At 69.0% G+C, this 13,490-nt stretch carries 16 protein-coding genes; 9 read left to right on the top strand and 7 right to left on the bottom strand.

The window, feature by feature from the left end; all coding sequences use genetic code 11:
* Positions 1-11: 11 nt before the first annotated feature.
* From IM787_RS10750 to IM787_RS10735, 4 genes are read left to right on the top strand one after another with little or no spacing between them, the layout of a single operon-like run.
* Positions 12-752 carry a DUF3106 domain-containing protein gene (locus IM787_RS10750; RefSeq protein ID WP_227494266.1) on the top strand — a complete coding sequence of 247 codons (741 nt, stop codon included), beginning with the start codon at positions 12-14 and terminating at the stop codon, positions 750-752.
* A 41-nt stretch (positions 753-793) separates the two neighbouring features.
* Positions 794-1,240, top strand: a complete 447-nt coding sequence (locus tag IM787_RS10745; RefSeq protein WP_193676665.1) for an RDD family protein — start codon at positions 794-796, stop codon at positions 1,238-1,240.
* A 30-nt stretch (positions 1,241-1,270) separates the two neighbouring features.
* Positions 1,271-1,675: a diacylglycerol kinase gene (locus tag IM787_RS10740; RefSeq protein ID WP_193676664.1), complete on the top strand. Its 405-nt coding sequence runs from the start codon at positions 1,271-1,273 to the stop codon at positions 1,673-1,675.
* Positions 1,672-2,259 carry an LOG family protein gene (locus IM787_RS10735; protein WP_193676663.1) on the top strand — a complete coding sequence of 196 codons (588 nt, stop codon included), beginning with the start codon at positions 1,672-1,674 and terminating at the stop codon, positions 2,257-2,259. The genes IM787_RS10740 and IM787_RS10735 overlap by 4 nt, the downstream gene beginning before the upstream one ends.
* Positions 2,260-2,262: 3 nt before the next feature.
* Here the strand turns inward: IM787_RS10735 and ubiG are convergent, their stop codons facing one another.
* The gene (gene ubiG / locus IM787_RS10730) at positions 2,263-2,988 is read right to left on the bottom strand and encodes a bifunctional 2-polyprenyl-6-hydroxyphenol methylase/3-demethylubiquinol 3-O-methyltransferase UbiG (protein ID WP_193676662.1); all 726 of its coding nucleotides are present in this window, start codon (positions 2,986-2,988) and stop codon (positions 2,263-2,265) included.
* A 9-nt stretch (positions 2,989-2,997) separates the two neighbouring features.
* Positions 2,998-3,369 (bottom strand): thiol-disulfide oxidoreductase DCC family protein, encoded by a 372-nt coding sequence (locus IM787_RS10725; RefSeq protein WP_193676661.1) that lies wholly within the window; start codon positions 3,367-3,369, stop codon positions 2,998-3,000.
* A 105-nt stretch (positions 3,370-3,474) separates the two neighbouring features.
* Between IM787_RS10725 and IM787_RS10720 the strand changes: the two genes are divergently transcribed.
* Positions 3,475-3,789: a metalloregulator ArsR/SmtB family transcription factor gene (locus IM787_RS10720; RefSeq protein WP_193676660.1), complete on the top strand. Its 315-nt coding sequence runs from the start codon at positions 3,475-3,477 to the stop codon at positions 3,787-3,789.
* Positions 3,790-3,799: 10 nt separating this feature from the next.
* Here IM787_RS10720 and IM787_RS10715 read toward each other — a convergent pair whose 3' ends face one another.
* The gene (locus tag IM787_RS10715; RefSeq protein WP_193676659.1) at positions 3,800-4,138 is read right to left on the bottom strand and encodes a P-II family nitrogen regulator; all 339 of its coding nucleotides are present in this window, start codon (positions 4,136-4,138) and stop codon (positions 3,800-3,802) included.
* 86 nt (positions 4,139-4,224) lie between these two features.
* Here IM787_RS10715 and IM787_RS10710 point away from each other — a divergent pair, with 86 nt between their 5' ends.
* Positions 4,225-5,379 (top strand): GNAT family N-acetyltransferase, encoded by a 1,155-nt coding sequence (locus tag IM787_RS10710; protein ID WP_193676658.1) that lies wholly within the window; start codon positions 4,225-4,227, stop codon positions 5,377-5,379.
* A 108-nt stretch (positions 5,380-5,487) separates the two neighbouring features.
* Here IM787_RS10710 and ppa read toward each other — a convergent pair whose 3' ends face one another.
* Positions 5,488-6,027, bottom strand: a complete 540-nt coding sequence (ppa, locus tag IM787_RS10705; RefSeq protein WP_193676657.1) for an inorganic diphosphatase — start codon at positions 6,025-6,027, stop codon at positions 5,488-5,490.
* A 224-nt stretch (positions 6,028-6,251) separates the two neighbouring features.
* Here ppa and IM787_RS10700 point away from each other — a divergent pair, with 224 nt between their 5' ends.
* Positions 6,252-8,318, top strand: a complete 2,067-nt coding sequence (locus IM787_RS10700; RefSeq protein WP_193676656.1) for a sodium-translocating pyrophosphatase — start codon at positions 6,252-6,254, stop codon at positions 8,316-8,318.
* Between the two features lie 76 nt (positions 8,319-8,394).
* Here IM787_RS10700 and copM read toward each other — a convergent pair whose 3' ends face one another.
* From copM to IM787_RS10685, 3 genes are read right to left on the bottom strand one after another with little or no spacing between them, the layout of a single operon-like run.
* Positions 8,395-9,858 carry a CopM family metallochaperone gene (gene copM / locus IM787_RS10695; RefSeq protein WP_193676655.1) on the bottom strand — a complete coding sequence of 488 codons (1,464 nt, stop codon included), beginning with the start codon at positions 9,856-9,858 and terminating at the stop codon, positions 8,395-8,397.
* Positions 9,859-9,880: 22 nt separating this feature from the next.
* Positions 9,881-10,372 carry a YbhB/YbcL family Raf kinase inhibitor-like protein gene (locus tag IM787_RS10690; protein ID WP_193676654.1) on the bottom strand — a complete coding sequence of 164 codons (492 nt, stop codon included), beginning with the start codon at positions 10,370-10,372 and terminating at the stop codon, positions 9,881-9,883.
* 37 nt (positions 10,373-10,409) lie between these two features.
* Positions 10,410-11,009, bottom strand: coding sequence for a TetR/AcrR family transcriptional regulator (locus tag IM787_RS10685; protein ID WP_227494264.1), 600 nt, complete (start codon positions 11,007-11,009; stop codon positions 10,410-10,412).
* A gap of 96 nt (positions 11,010-11,105) precedes the next feature.
* Here IM787_RS10685 and IM787_RS10680 point away from each other — a divergent pair, with 96 nt between their 5' ends.
* Positions 11,106-11,942 carry a metal-dependent hydrolase gene (locus IM787_RS10680; protein ID WP_193676652.1) on the top strand — a complete coding sequence of 279 codons (837 nt, stop codon included), beginning with the start codon at positions 11,106-11,108 and terminating at the stop codon, positions 11,940-11,942.
* A gap of 108 nt (positions 11,943-12,050) precedes the next feature.
* Positions 12,051-13,484: an aldehyde dehydrogenase family protein gene (locus IM787_RS10675; protein ID WP_193676651.1), complete on the top strand. Its 1,434-nt coding sequence runs from the start codon at positions 12,051-12,053 to the stop codon at positions 13,482-13,484.
* Positions 13,485-13,490: the final 6 nt, after the last annotated feature.

The raw sequence follows: 13,490 nt of genomic DNA, 5'->3' as shown, positions 1-13,490 counted from the left end.
GGCGCCCCTCCATGCCCCTGGTGCCCCGCAAGCGTCTCCTCGTCCTGTTCCCGGTCGGCCTGCTGGCCTGCGCCGCGTGGTCGCAATCCACTCCGCCGGCCGCGGCGCCGGCCAGGGACGCCGCGTCCGCCCAGGTGCAGGCGCGGCCGCCGACCCGCGTGCCGTCCGGGCCCAAGGCCGAGGCTTCGCCCAGCTGGGCCGAGCTCACGCCCCAGCAGCAGCAATCCCTGGCCCCGCTGTCGTCCACGTGGCGCACGCTGACGGCGGCGCACAAGCGCAAGTGGATCGCCTTGTCCGCCAACTACCCCAGCATGCAGCCGGCCGAACGCACCCTGCTGCACAGCCGGATGGCGGAGTGGGCGGCCCTGTCGCCGCACCAGCGCAACCTGGCCCGCCTGAACTTCGCCGACACGCAGGCCGTCGCGCCCACCGACAAGAAGGCCAAGTGGGAGGCCTACCAGGCGCTGCCTGCCGAGGAAAAGCGCAAGCTCGCCGCCGGCGCTACCGCCGCCAAGCCCCCGCCTCCGCCCACGGCGCCGGCCACCCAGCCGGTGCCGCAACAGAAGCTGGTCAAGATCCCGCCCAAGACGAAGAAGTCCGAGCCCGATGCGCGCGCAGCGGGCGCACCCGCTCGGGTCGATGCCCGCACGCTGCTGCCGCGGCCGGCGCCGGCACCTGCCGCGCCCGCGGCGGCGCCTGTTCCTCCCGCTGCGCCCGCCGCCGCGCCGCCTCCCGCCCCCGTCCTGCCTTGAGCGTCCCTGCGTCCCTGGCCGCGCCGTCCCTGCCGCGGCGCATGGCAAGCTGGCTCTACGAAGCCCTGCTCCTGTTCGCGATGGGCCTCATCGCGACCCTGGTGTTCTCCGTCGCCATCGACATGCGCAGCGGCATGGACTCGCGCCGCTGGCTGCTGCAGGGCTTCCTCGCCGTGGTCTTCGGCATCTACTTTTCCTTCTTCTGGTCCAAGGGGCAGACCCTGCCCATGAAGACCTGGCGCATCACCGTCGTCGATCGGCATGGGCAGCGGCTCACGCAGGGCCGGGCGCTGCTTCGGTACGTCTTCTGCTCGATCTGGGTGCTGCCGCCGCTGGCGGCGCTCGCTTCGCGCCAGTTCACGGTGGCGCAACTCTCCGTCATCTTCTTCGGCTGGGTGGCGGTGTGGGCGGTGCTGAGCCGGTTCCATCCCCAAGGGCAGTTCTGGCACGACGCATGGGCCGGGACGCGGCTGGTGGACGCTCGCTGAACCGTCATGCAACGCGGCGACAATCCCGCCATGTCCTCGCCGCCAGACTTCGCCGCCCCGGTCAATCCACAGAAGCAGCGCACCGGGTTCATCCGGGTCTGGCATGCCACCGGCTACTCGCTCGCCGGCCTGCGCGCCGGGTGGGGCGAAGCCGCCTTCCGGCTCGAGGCCTGCCTCGCTTTCGTGATGCTGCCGCTGTCCTTCTACATCGGCCGCAGCTGGGTCGAGGTCGCGCTGCTGGCCGGGTCGGTCATGCTGGTGCTGGCCGTCGAACTCCTCAACACCGCCGTCGAGTCGGCGATCGACCGCATCGGCCCCGAATGGCACGACCTCTCCAAGCGCTCGAAGGACATGGGCAGCGCCGCCGTGCTGCTCACGGTCGTCTTCGCCGGCGGCGTGTGGGCCGCGGGCCTCTGGAAATTCTTCACCGCATGACCCCGAAATTCTCCCTCTGCGTCTACTGCGGCTCGCGCCCCGGCGCGACCCCGCGTTTTGCCGAAGTCGCCCGCGAGGTCGGCCAGTGGATCGGCGCGAACGGCGGCCAGCTGGTCTACGGTGGCGGCAACAACGGGCTGATGGGCGTGCTGGCGGATGCGACGCTGGCCGCCGGCGGTCGCGTGGTCGGCGTGATCCCGGACTCGATGGTGCAGCGCGAGTGGGCCAAGGGCGACTGCACCGAGCTGCACATCGTCGACAACATGCACCAGCGCAAGAGCATGATGGCCGAGCGCGCCGACGCCTTCCTCGCCCTGCCCGGCGGCATCGGCACCTTCGAGGAGTTCTTCGAAGCCTGGACCTGGCGGGTGCTGGAGTTCCACCGCAAGCCGGTGGGGCTGCTCGACCTGGACGGCTACTACGCGCCGCTGCTGCAGTTCCTGCAACAGGGCGTACGGCACGGCTTCATGAACGACTGGCAGATGGACATGCTGACCGTCGGCAGCGATGCGTCCACGCTCCTGCCGCAACTGGTCGAAGCCGCCCGGCGCAGCCCGCCGGGCATGGACACGTCGGAGTTCTAGCGCTCAGCCCCGCGCATTCGCGGGACGACGGAACGCCAGCAGGTAACCCACGCCTTGCCACCGGTGCAGGCGGAAGCGGCGCGTGAACGGGTTGTAGCCGAGCCCCCGCGCGTCCTCCAGCACGAGGCCCTGGCCCTGCGCCTGGGCGACCAGTTCCGCCGGCCGGATGAAGCGGCGCCACTGGTGCGTGCCGCGCGGCAGCAGTCGCAGCACCCATTCGGCCCCGACGATGGCGACCAGCCAGCTCAGGGGCGTGCGGTTGATGGTCGAGAAGAACACCCAGCCGCCCGGCTTCACCAGCGCAGCGCAGGCAGCGATCGTTTCGGCCGGCCGGGGCACGTGTTCCAGCATTTCCATGCAAGTGACGACGTCGTAGCGGGCTGCTTGCCGCGTCGCCAGTTCTTCCGCGCTCGTGGCGAGGTACCGCACGGCCGCGCCGGCCTCGCGGGCATGCAAGGTCGCGACCGCCAGCGGCGCGCGGGCGAGGTCGATCCCGGTCACGTCGGCGCCGCGCCTGGCCATCGCTTCGGCCAGGATGCCGCCGCCGCAGCCCACGTCGAGCACGGTCGACCGCGGCAGGGGCGACAGCGCCGCGATCCAGTCCAGCCGCAGGGGGTTGATGTGGTGCAGCGGGCGGAACTCGGAATTGGGGTCCCACCACCGGCTCGCCAGGGCGGAGAAGCGGGCCAGTTCGGCCGGGTCGAAGTTCGCTTGGAGGGGTTCGGTCATATCGGCTCCTTACCAGTGCCCGCGGCGGCGGTTCCAGCGGTACAGGACCGCGGCGAAGAGGTCATAGCCGGCGGCCACGAGTTGCCGCACGCCGGGCGCCCGCAGCAGGCGCGCCAGCGGACGCCGCCGTGGCGATTGCGCCATGAGTTCCGCGAGGGCGTCGCTGCCGACGTGCAGCCCGCCCTGTGCATCCACGACGTGCAGGCGCTTGCGCACGTCCTCGAGGCCGGCACCCAGCGGCTGCACGGCATCGGGCTGCTGGTGCACGTCGACCCAGCGGATGTCGCAGCCCTGCAGGCGGCCGCGTTCGGAGCGGATGCCGGCATCGCAGACCGGACAGGCGCTGTTGTAGTAGACGGTGGTGCGGGACGGATCGTCCATGGCGGGCTCCTTTGGACGGGAGCATACCAGTTAATTAGCTAATGGGCTAAATAACTAATTGCCGAACTGCGCGCTAGAATGACGGGTTCCACCGCGCATCCTTCCATGGACAAAGTCTTCGAAGCCCTCGCCTCCACGCCGCGCCGCAAGATCCTGGCGTACCTGTCCGAGACCGAACTCTCGGCGGGGGAGATCGCCGAGCGCTTCGACATGACGAAGCCCTCGCTGTCCAAGCACCTGAAGATCCTGGAGTCCGCCGGCCTGGTGGTCGGCGAAAAGCGCGGGCAGTTCGTGTTCTACCGGCTGCAGCGCGACAACCTGGCGAGCACGCTGACGGGCTTCATGCAGGCGGTGTGCCCCGTGTCGCAGGGCCTCAAGAAGGAAAGCCGGGTGCTGGCCGCCCGCAAGAAGGCCGGCTGAGCCGGGCGGCTCAGACCGCCGATTCGTCGAGTTCGCCGGTGCGGATGCGCACCACGCGCTCCACGGCGGTCACGAAGATCTTGCCGTCGCCGATCTTGCCGGTGCGCGCGGCCTTGATGATGGCGTCGATGCAGCGATCGACGTCGTCGTCCTTCACCACCACTTCGACCTTCACCTTGGGCAGGAAGTCCACCACGTACTCGGCGCCGCGGTACAGCTCGGTGTGGCCTTTCTGGCGGCCGAAGCCCTTGACCTCGGTGACCGTCAGCCCGGTCACGCCGCACTCCGCCAGGCCTTCGCGGACCTCTTCCAGCTTGAACGGCTTGACGATGGCGGTGATCTGCTTCATGGGCTCTCTCTCCAGGATGGTCGTTGTGCGGGATTTTCCGGCCACAGGATAGCGCCGGGGCATTTCACGGCATCATCCGGCCAGCGATGCCAGAAGTACCGGATCCCTCGAACGATTATGTCACCCGGGTGTGCGCGGCGTCGGAGCTGGACGCCGGCGCCTGGGACGCGCTGCTGCAGCACGCCGGCGGCTCGCCCTTCATGCGCCACGCCTACCTGGCGGCCATGGAGGACAGCGGCAGCGCCGCGCCGGACAACGGCTGGGGCCCGCAGTTCCTCACGCTCTCACGCGGCGGCCAGCTGCAGGCGGCCTGCCCGCTGTACCTCAAGGGCCATTCCTACGGCGAGTACGTGTTCGACTGGGCCTGGGCGAACGCATACGAGCAGCACGGCCTGCGCTACTACCCCAAGGCTCTGACGGCCGTGCCGTTCACGCCGGTGCCGGGTCCCCGGCTGCTGGCGCGCAACGCCGAGGCACGGGCGGCCCTGGTGCGCGCCGTGCTCGGGTACTGCAAACAGAAGAAGGTCTCGTCCTGGCACCTCCTGTTCGCCGACGACGAGGACGTCGCCGCCTGCAGCGAGGCCGGGCTGATGCTGCGCCACACCGTGCAGTTCCACTGGAGCAACGCGGGCTACGCGGACTTCGACGCCTTCCTCGGCGGCCTGGCGCAGGAGAAGCGCAAGAAGATCCGCCAGGAGCGCCGCAAGGTGGCCGAAGCGGGCGTCACCTTCCGGCACGCGGAGGGCCGCGCGATCACCAAGGCCGACTGGGACTTCTTCTATCGCTGCTACGAGCGCACCTACCTCGAGCACGGCAACCCACCCTACCTCACGCGCGATTTCTTCCGCCGCATGGCGCACCACATGCCGGAGAACTGGCTGCTGTTGATCGCCGAACGCGGCGGCCGGCCGATCGCCTGCAGCCTGATCGGGATCGGCGATGGGGTGGCCTACGGCCGCTACTGGGGCGCCCTGGAACGCGTGGACTGCCTGCACTTCGAGGCCTGCTACTACCAGCCGCTGGAATGGTGTATCGCCAACCGCTACACGCGCTTCGAAGGCGGCGCGCAGGGCGAGCACAAGATGGCCCGGGCGCTGATGCCGGTGAAGACGACCAGCGCGCACTGGCTGGCGCACCCGGCTTTCGCCGATGCGGTGGAGAAGTTCCTGGAACGCGAAGGGCGCGGGATCGAGGGCTACATGGAGCACCTCGAGGCCAGGTCCCCTTTCCGGCAGGAATAGCCGTCATCCCCGCGCAGGCGGGGATCCAGGGCGCCCAAAGAAAAAGCGCCGCAGCGCGGCGCTTCTCGAATGCCCTGGATTCCCGCCTCCGCGGGAATGACGGGGAGCTCAGGAACCGTTCTGCTTCCTGTAGTTCTCGATCCCGTCCAGCACTTCCTGCTTCGCGCTCTCCGGGCCTTCCCAGCCCAGCACCTTCACCCACTTGCCGGGCTCCAGGTCCTTGTAGTGCTCGAAGAAGTGCGCAATGGTCTTGAGGCGCAGCGGGTTCAGGTCTTCCGGCTTCTGCCACTGCGTGTAGATCGCCAGCACCTTGTCCACCGGCACCGCCAGCACCTTGGCGTCGTCGCCGGCTTCGTCCTGCATCTTCAGGATGCCGATCGGGCGGCAGGTCACCACCACGCCGGGGATCAGCGGCACCGGCGTGATGACGAGCACGTCGACCGGGTCGCCGTCGCCGCTGATCGTCTTGGGCACGTAGCCGTAGTTGGTCGGGTAGTGCATGGACGTGCTCATGAAGCGGTCCACGAAGATCGCGCCGGTTTCCTTGTCCACCTCGTACTTGACGGGATCGGCGTTCATCGGGATCTCGATGATCACGTTGAAGGCGTCGGGAACGTTCTTGCCGGGGGTGACTGCGTCGAGGGACATGTTTCGTTGTACAGGTAAGGAAAAGGCCGATCGGGAGAAACCCTGATTTTAGTTCGCGCGGCCACGCTTTCCCCGGCGGGTCATATCTCTGTAAAGACATCGCCTGTATATTCCGCCCGTTGGCCAATCGTCTCCTTTCGACCGGAGCCACGAGGAAGCAACGCAGCGGGGCACCGCAGCGTTGGCGCCCCCGTCAAGACTCAAGCGAAAACAGGAGAAACTAGATGACAGGCAACTCGGCGCTGATCCTGGCGCTCGTCTGCGGCCTTGCTGCCGTGGCTTATGGCTTCTGGGCCCGAAGCTGGATCCTGGCGAAGGACCCCGGCAACGCCCGCATGCAGGAGATCGCGGCCGCCATCCAGGCCGGTGCGGCCGCCTACCTCGCGCGGCAGTACAAGACCATCGCCATCGTCGGCGTGGTCCTCGCGATCCTCATCGGCATCTTCCTCGACGTGCAGACCGCGGTCGGCTTCATCATCGGCGCGGTGCTGTCGGGAGCCTGCGGCTTCATCGGCATGAACGTCTCGGTGCGGGCCAACGTCCGCACCGCGCAGGCGGCCACGCAAGGCATCGGCCCGGCGCTCGACGTCGCCTTCCGCGGCGGCGCCATCACCGGCATGCTGGTGGTGGGCCTCGGCCTGCTGGGCGTGACGGCCTTCTACTGGTTCCTGGTCGGCAACGGCAACCTCACGCCGGACCGGCGCCTGGCCGACCTGCTGAACCCGCTGATCGGCTTCGCCTTCGGTTCCTCGCTCATCTCGATCTTCGCGCGCCTGGGCGGCGGCATCTTCACCAAGGGCGCCGACGTCGGTGCCGACCTGGTGGGCAAGGTGGAAGCGGGCATCCCCGAAGACGACCCGCGCAACCCGGCCGTGATCGCCGACAACGTGGGCGACAACGTCGGCGACTGCGCCGGCATGGCGGCCGACCTGTTCGAGACCTACGCCGTGACGCTGATCGCCACGATGGTGCTCGGCGCGCTGCTGGTGACCTCCGCGCCGACCAGCGCCGTGATCTACCCGCTGGCCCTGGGCGGCGTGTCCATCATCGCGTCGATCATCGGCTGCTTCTTCGTCAAGGCTTCGCCCGGCATGAAGAACGTGATGCCGGCCCTGTACAAGGGCCTGGCCATCGCCGGCATCCTGTCGCTGATCGCCTTCTACTTCGTGACGATCTGGATCATCCCGGACAACGCGGTCACGGCCACCGGATCGCAGATCCGCCTGTTCGGCGCCTGCTTCGTCGGACTGGCGCTCACCGGCCTGCTGGTCTGGATCACGGAGTACTACACCGGCACGCAGTACAAGCCCGTGCAGCACATCGCGCAGGCCTCCACCACCGGCCACGGCACCAACATCATCGCGGGCTTGGGCGTCTCCATGCGCTCCACGGCCTGGCCGGTGCTGTTCGTCTGCGCCGCGATCATCGCGGCCTACTGGCTGGCCGGCCTGTACGGCATCGCCGTCGCGGCGACCGCCATGCTCTCCATGGCCGGCATCGTGGTCGCGCTGGACGCCTACGGCCCGATCACCGACAACGCTGGCGGCATCGCCGAGATGTCCGACCTGCCCGCCAGCGTGCGCGACATCACCGACCCGCTGGACGCCGTGGGCAACACCACCAAGGCGGTCACCAAGGGCTACGCGATCGGCTCCGCGGGCCTGGCCGCGCTGGTGCTCTTCGCCGACTACACCCACAAGCTGGAAACCTACGGCCGCCAGATCAGCTTCGACCTGTCCGACCCGATGGTGATCGTGGGCCTGTTCATCGGCGGCCTGATCCCCTACCTGTTCGGCGCGATGGCGATGGAGGCCGTGGGCCGCGCCGCCGGCTCCGTGGTGGTGGAAGTGCGCCGCCAGTTCCGCGAGATCAAGGGCATCATGGAAGGCACCGCCAAGCCGGAATACGGCGTCGCGGTCGACATGCTGACCAAGGCGGCCATCAAGGAAATGATGATCCCGTCGCTGCTGCCGGTGGTGGTGCCGATCATCGTGGGCCTGGCGCTCGGCCCGAAGGCGCTCGGCGGCCTGCTGATGGGAACGATCGTGACCGGCCTGTTCGTCGCCATCTCCATGTGCACGGGCGGCGGCGCCTGGGACAACGCCAAGAAGTACATCGAGGACGGCCACCACGGCGGCAAGGGCTCCGAGGCGCACAAGGCCGCCGTGACCGGCGACACCGTGGGCGACCCCTACAAGGACACGGCGGGCCCCGCGGTGAACCCGCTGATCAAGATCATCAACATCGTGGCGCTGCTGATCGTGCCGCTGGTGGTGAAGTTCCACTCCTAGCCCGGCATCCCCGCGCACGCGGGGATCCAGGGCGTCGAGAAGAAAAGCGGCGCGGGCCGCTTTTTCCATGGCGCGTTCAACTGCGTCCCGCGCCCTTGCGCTGCAGCCAGTCCTCCATCTCGGCGATTTCCCGTTTCTGGGTGGCGATGATCTCCTCGGCCATGCGGCGCTGCTCCGCATCCGCGCCGTGCCGCAGCTGGATTTCCGCCATCTCCAGCGCGGCGCGGTGGTGCGCGATCATCCCGCGCACGAAGGCCTGGTCCGGGTCCGGGTGCTTCACGCCCTCCTCCATGGCCCCGTGCATCCGCTGCATGCTGGCCAGGTAGGCAGCCTGGGCGGTGTCACCGCTTGCGGGCTGCGCCGTGGCCGTCGATGGAGGCGGTGGCGCGGCGCGTCCCGCATGGCCGCCGTCGGGCGCGCGCGGCGTGGCGGCTGCCGGCGCGGCGTGGGGCCGTTCCGGGTCGTGGGTGTGCGTGCTGCGCTGCGCGGCCGGGTCCGGGGTGGCGGAGGCGATCCCCGAACGGCCGTCCGTGCCGTACAGCGCGTGGTGCAGTCCCCAGTAGCCCATCGCGAACGCCGCCATGGTCGCCACCAGCGTGGCGGGGATCGCCGCCAGCGTGCGCCGGATCGCGAACCGCACCTGCGGGGTCGGGTCGGCGAAGATGATGACGATCACCGCCATGATCAACGCGTGTCCCACCAGGTCGAGTCGGCCGAACGGGTACACGGCCATGTTGAAGATGACGAACAGCGCCAGCGCCGACAACCTGCGGATCAAGGCCGTCCACAGCAGGCCGAAGCCCATGGTGAACTCGGCCACGCCGGCCATCGGGATGAACACGTCCCGCGGCATGCCGAAGGTCAGGAAGGGCTTCTCCTCCACGAGCGGATGGAACCAGTCCGGATAGGCGAATTTCTCCAGGCTGGACCACATCAGCGCGATGGCCACGCCCCAGCGCAGCACGATGAAACGGTAGCGGTGCCACTCGGGCTTGTCGGAAGCGGCCAGCACGAGGTACGCCGCCACGCCGACGCCCAGCGCGAGGTAATCGAGCAGGTGGAACAGCTCGTACTGCGTGAGCGCCAGCAGCCACAGGCCGATGATGCCCGCCGCCGCCAGCGGCATGGTCCTGCGCGAGAACACCAGGCCCGCGATCAGCAGCTGCATCCACGAGACCCATTCGTGCGGCGACTTCAGGTCGGGCGTGAGGTACACGCCCCCCACGGCGAAGATGGCGACGAAGAACGCCGCGGTCACGAAGCGCATGAAGTCGTCGCCCCGCGCCCACAACGGCCCCGTCGCCTTGTCGAACGCGCCGAGGATCGCTTCGCCGAGACGCGTGCGCTCCACGGCCCGTGTCGCGAGGAAGAACACGAGCACGAGCACGATGCCCGTCCAGAACCAGGGATCGGCCAGCGTGTGCAGGATGCGCCGCGGCGGCGCTTCGACGATGTACGGCGCGAACCATTTGACGTGCGCCTGGGCCAGCGGGGCGGCTGCCCATCCCGCGGCCAGGGCGAGGGCCCGTCGTTGCTTCATCCTTTGCTCCTGCGGCCGGAGCTCAGCGTTCGTACTTCGCCGTGAGCTTCGCCTCCCCCACTTTGGCAAAGTGGATCATGAAGCCGACGTAGGCCGCCGTCGCATCCTCCGGCACGTCGAGTTTGTCGACGTTCAGCGCGTACAGGGTGAAGACGTAGCGGTGCGGCCCATGGCCGGGGGGCGGCGCCGCGCCGCCGTACTCCTTGCTGCCGAAGTCGGTGCGGCCCTGCTTCGCGCCCTGGGGCAGGCGGGCGCCGCCCGCGGCACCGGCGCCTTTCGGCAGGCCGGTCGCGCTCGCGGGGATGTCGTACACGACCCAATGCCACCAGCCGGAGCCGGTCGGCGCGTCGGGGTCGTGCATCGTGAGGGCGAAGCTCTTCGTGCCCGCCGGCGCATCGCTCCAGGCGAGCGCCGGTGAAACGTTCTGCCCGCCCGCGCCCATCGCATGGTGGACGAACTCCTGGGGCAGCGTGTCCTGCTCGGCAAAATCGGTGCTGCGCAGCGTGAAGGCCATGTCGTTTGCTCCTCGTGGATGGAGCCGACGATTATGGTCAGGGATGGCTGCGCGCGACGGCCTTCACCAGCTCGGCCGCGGTCTGCGTCAGCTGCGGCAGTTCCTCCGCCTTGCCGTCCTCGATGGCCTGCAGCACCAGCTCATGGATGCCGCCGACCACGGCCATCGCCATCTGCGGCGACACGTGGCCGCCGCCGCGGCCGCCATTGACCACGGCCACCATGTAGTCGGCGATCTCGGCGTTGACGCGACGACGCGCCGCCAGCCCTTCCGGCCCGAGGTGCAGGATCTCGATGAACAGCGTGCGCATCAGCACCGGGTTCGCCGCCATCACGGACAGGTAGGCGCCGATGGCGCGCTCCGCCTGCTCCTGCCAGTCGCGGGCCGGGTCCACGGCCTGCCGCAGCACCTTCAACGCGTTGTGGCTGGCGGCTTCGTAGAGCGCGACCAGGCATTCGGCCTTGGTGGCGAAATGCTCGTAGAAGGTCCGCCGCGACACGGAGGCCTCGCGCACGATGTCCGCGATCGTCGTTTCCGCGTAGCCCTTGCGCCCGACCGCGATGGCCATGCCCTCCAGCAGCCGGCTGCGGTGCTGGTGGATGCCAGGATCGGCGGAAAGGGCGGCAATGTCGGGCATGGGACGAGATGATGGCCGAGGCGGATGGTACTTGACAGTACCAACCGGCGGTGAGAGCATTGGTACGACTCCGTACCACCCACGCCACAGCCCGCCATGACCGATCTCGTCGTCCGCCGCCTCCTCGTCGACATGGAAAAGCCCATCCCGCGCCACTGGTGCGCGGGCGATGCGTTCCGCACGGCGCTGTTCGACGCCCTGTCGATGAGCTTCCCCGTGGGGGAGCAGTTCTTCATCGACTCGGTGCGCAACGGCTTCAAGGCCCTGCCCGCGGACCGGCAGGATGAATTCCGTGCCGAGGTGCAGGGCTTCGTCGGCCAGGAAGCCACGCACCGCCGCCTGCACAGCCTCTATAACGCGCACCTGGAGAAGCTCGGCCTGGTCAACGACTGGGAGCCGCGCGCCCGCAAGCGCCTGCAGCCGCTGGAAGGCCAGCACGTGCTGCACTGGCTGGGCATCACCGCGGCCAACGAGCACTTCACGGCGATCTTCGCGGACTTCATGCTGCACAACGCCGACCTGCTGGGCGACCGCGACCCGCGCCTGAAGACGCTGTGGCTGTGGCACAGCGCGGAAGAGTCCGAGCACAAGAGCACCGCCTTCGACCTGTACCAGGCGCTGGGCGGCAACCACGAGTGGCGCGTGAAGTGGATGCGCCGCGTCACCGTGTTCTTCCTCACCGACACGCTGATGCAGACCGTGCGCAACCTGCGCCGCGACGGCACGCTGTGGAAGTGGAGCACCTGGAAGAGCGCCGGCAGCTTCCTGTTCGGCAAGCGCGGGCTGGTGCGGCTCACCTACCAGCCGTGGAAGGAGTACTTCCGCCACGATTTCCACCCGAACCAGCAGGATTCGGCCGCGTCGGTGCGCTGGCTGCAGGAAAACAGCCACCAGTTCACGCCGGTGGGACAACGGGACGCCGTTCCCGCGTAGGCGGGAACCCAGGGCACTGGAGAAGCGCCGCTCGCGGCGCTTTTTTCATGGGCGCCCCGGATCCCCGCCTTCGCGGGGAGGACGGTTTCTTTGGCGCAAAATCGCGCCATGCAGCACCACTTCATCGCCAATGCGCCGGTGCGCTCCACCACCGAGCGCACCCTGCCCGTCATCGACCCGTCCGACGGCCAGCAGTACGACAGCATCCAGCGCGGCACGGCCGACGACATCGACGCCGCCGTGAAGGCCGCGCGCGCCTGCTTCGAAGGCCCGTGGAGCAAGCTGAACGCCGCCGAGCGCGGGCGCCTCCTGATGCGCCTGTCGATGAAGATCTCCGAATGCGCCGAGGAACTCGCCGCGATCGAGCAGCGCGACTGCGGCAAGCCGACCAAGCAGGCGCGCGCCGACGCGCTGGCGCTGGCCCGCTACTTCGAGTTCTACGCCGGTGCCTGCGACAAGCTGCACGGCGAGACCCTGCCCTACCAGGACGGCTACACGGTGTTCACCTGGCGCGAGCCGCACGGTGTCACCGGCCACATCATTCCCTGGAACTACCCGATGCAGATCTTCGGGCGCAGCGTCGGCGGCGCGCTCGCCGCCGGCAACGTCTCGGTCGTCAAGCCGTCCGAAGACGCCTGCCTCTCGCTGATCCGCGTGGCGCAACTCGCCGCGGAGGTGGGCTTCCCCGCCGGCGCGATCAACATCGTCACCGGCTACGGCCACGAGGTCGGCGACGCGCTCGCCCGCCATCCCGGCATCGACCACATCAGCTTCACCGGCAGCCCGAAGGTCGGCACCCTCATCCAGCAGGTGGCGGCGGAACGCCACTGCCCCGTGACGCTGGAGCTGGGAGGCAAGAGCCCGCAGATCGTCTTCGCCGACGCCGACATCGACGCCGTGCTGCCGGTGGTGATCAACGCCATCGTGCAGAACGCCGGCCAGACCTGCTCGGCGGGATCGCGACTGCTGGTCGAGCAGTCGCTGTACGAGCCGCTGCTGCAGCGCCTGGGGGAAGCCTTCACGAAGCTGCGTGTGGGCCCCGCGAAGATGGACCTGGACGTCGGCCCGCTGATCCGCCAGACGCAGCAGCAGCGCGTGTGGGACTTCCTCTCGGACGCGCAGCACGCCGGCATCCCGATGGTGGCGCAGGGCACGGTCGTCGACGAAGCGCCGGAGTCCGGCTACTACCAGGCCCCCACGCTGCTGCGCGACGTGCCGGTGACGCACCGTCTCGCGCAGGAAGAAGTGTTCGGGCCCGTGCTCGCCGCCATGAGCTTCCGTGACGAGGACCATGCGGTGGAACTCGCGAACGCCACCGAGTTCGGCCTGGTGGCCGGCATCTGGACGCGCGACGGCGGCCGGCAGCTGCGCATGGCCCGCCGCGTGAAGAGCGGCCAGGTGTTCATCAACAACTACGGCGCCGGCGGCGGCGTGGAGCTGCCCTTCGGCGGCGTGAAGTCCTCAGGCTACGGGCGCGAGAAGGGCTTCGAGGCGCTGTACGGATTCACCACGCTGAAGACGGTGGCGATCAAGCACAGCTGAACGCCG

The sequence above is a fragment of the Ramlibacter pallidus genome (assembly GCF_015070875.1).
GTDB classification, from domain to species: domain Bacteria; phylum Pseudomonadota; class Gammaproteobacteria; order Burkholderiales; family Burkholderiaceae_C; genus Ramlibacter; species Ramlibacter pallidus.
The sequence above is the reverse complement of the archived record's forward strand: the minus strand, read 5'-3'. Positions and strand labels throughout refer to the sequence as shown.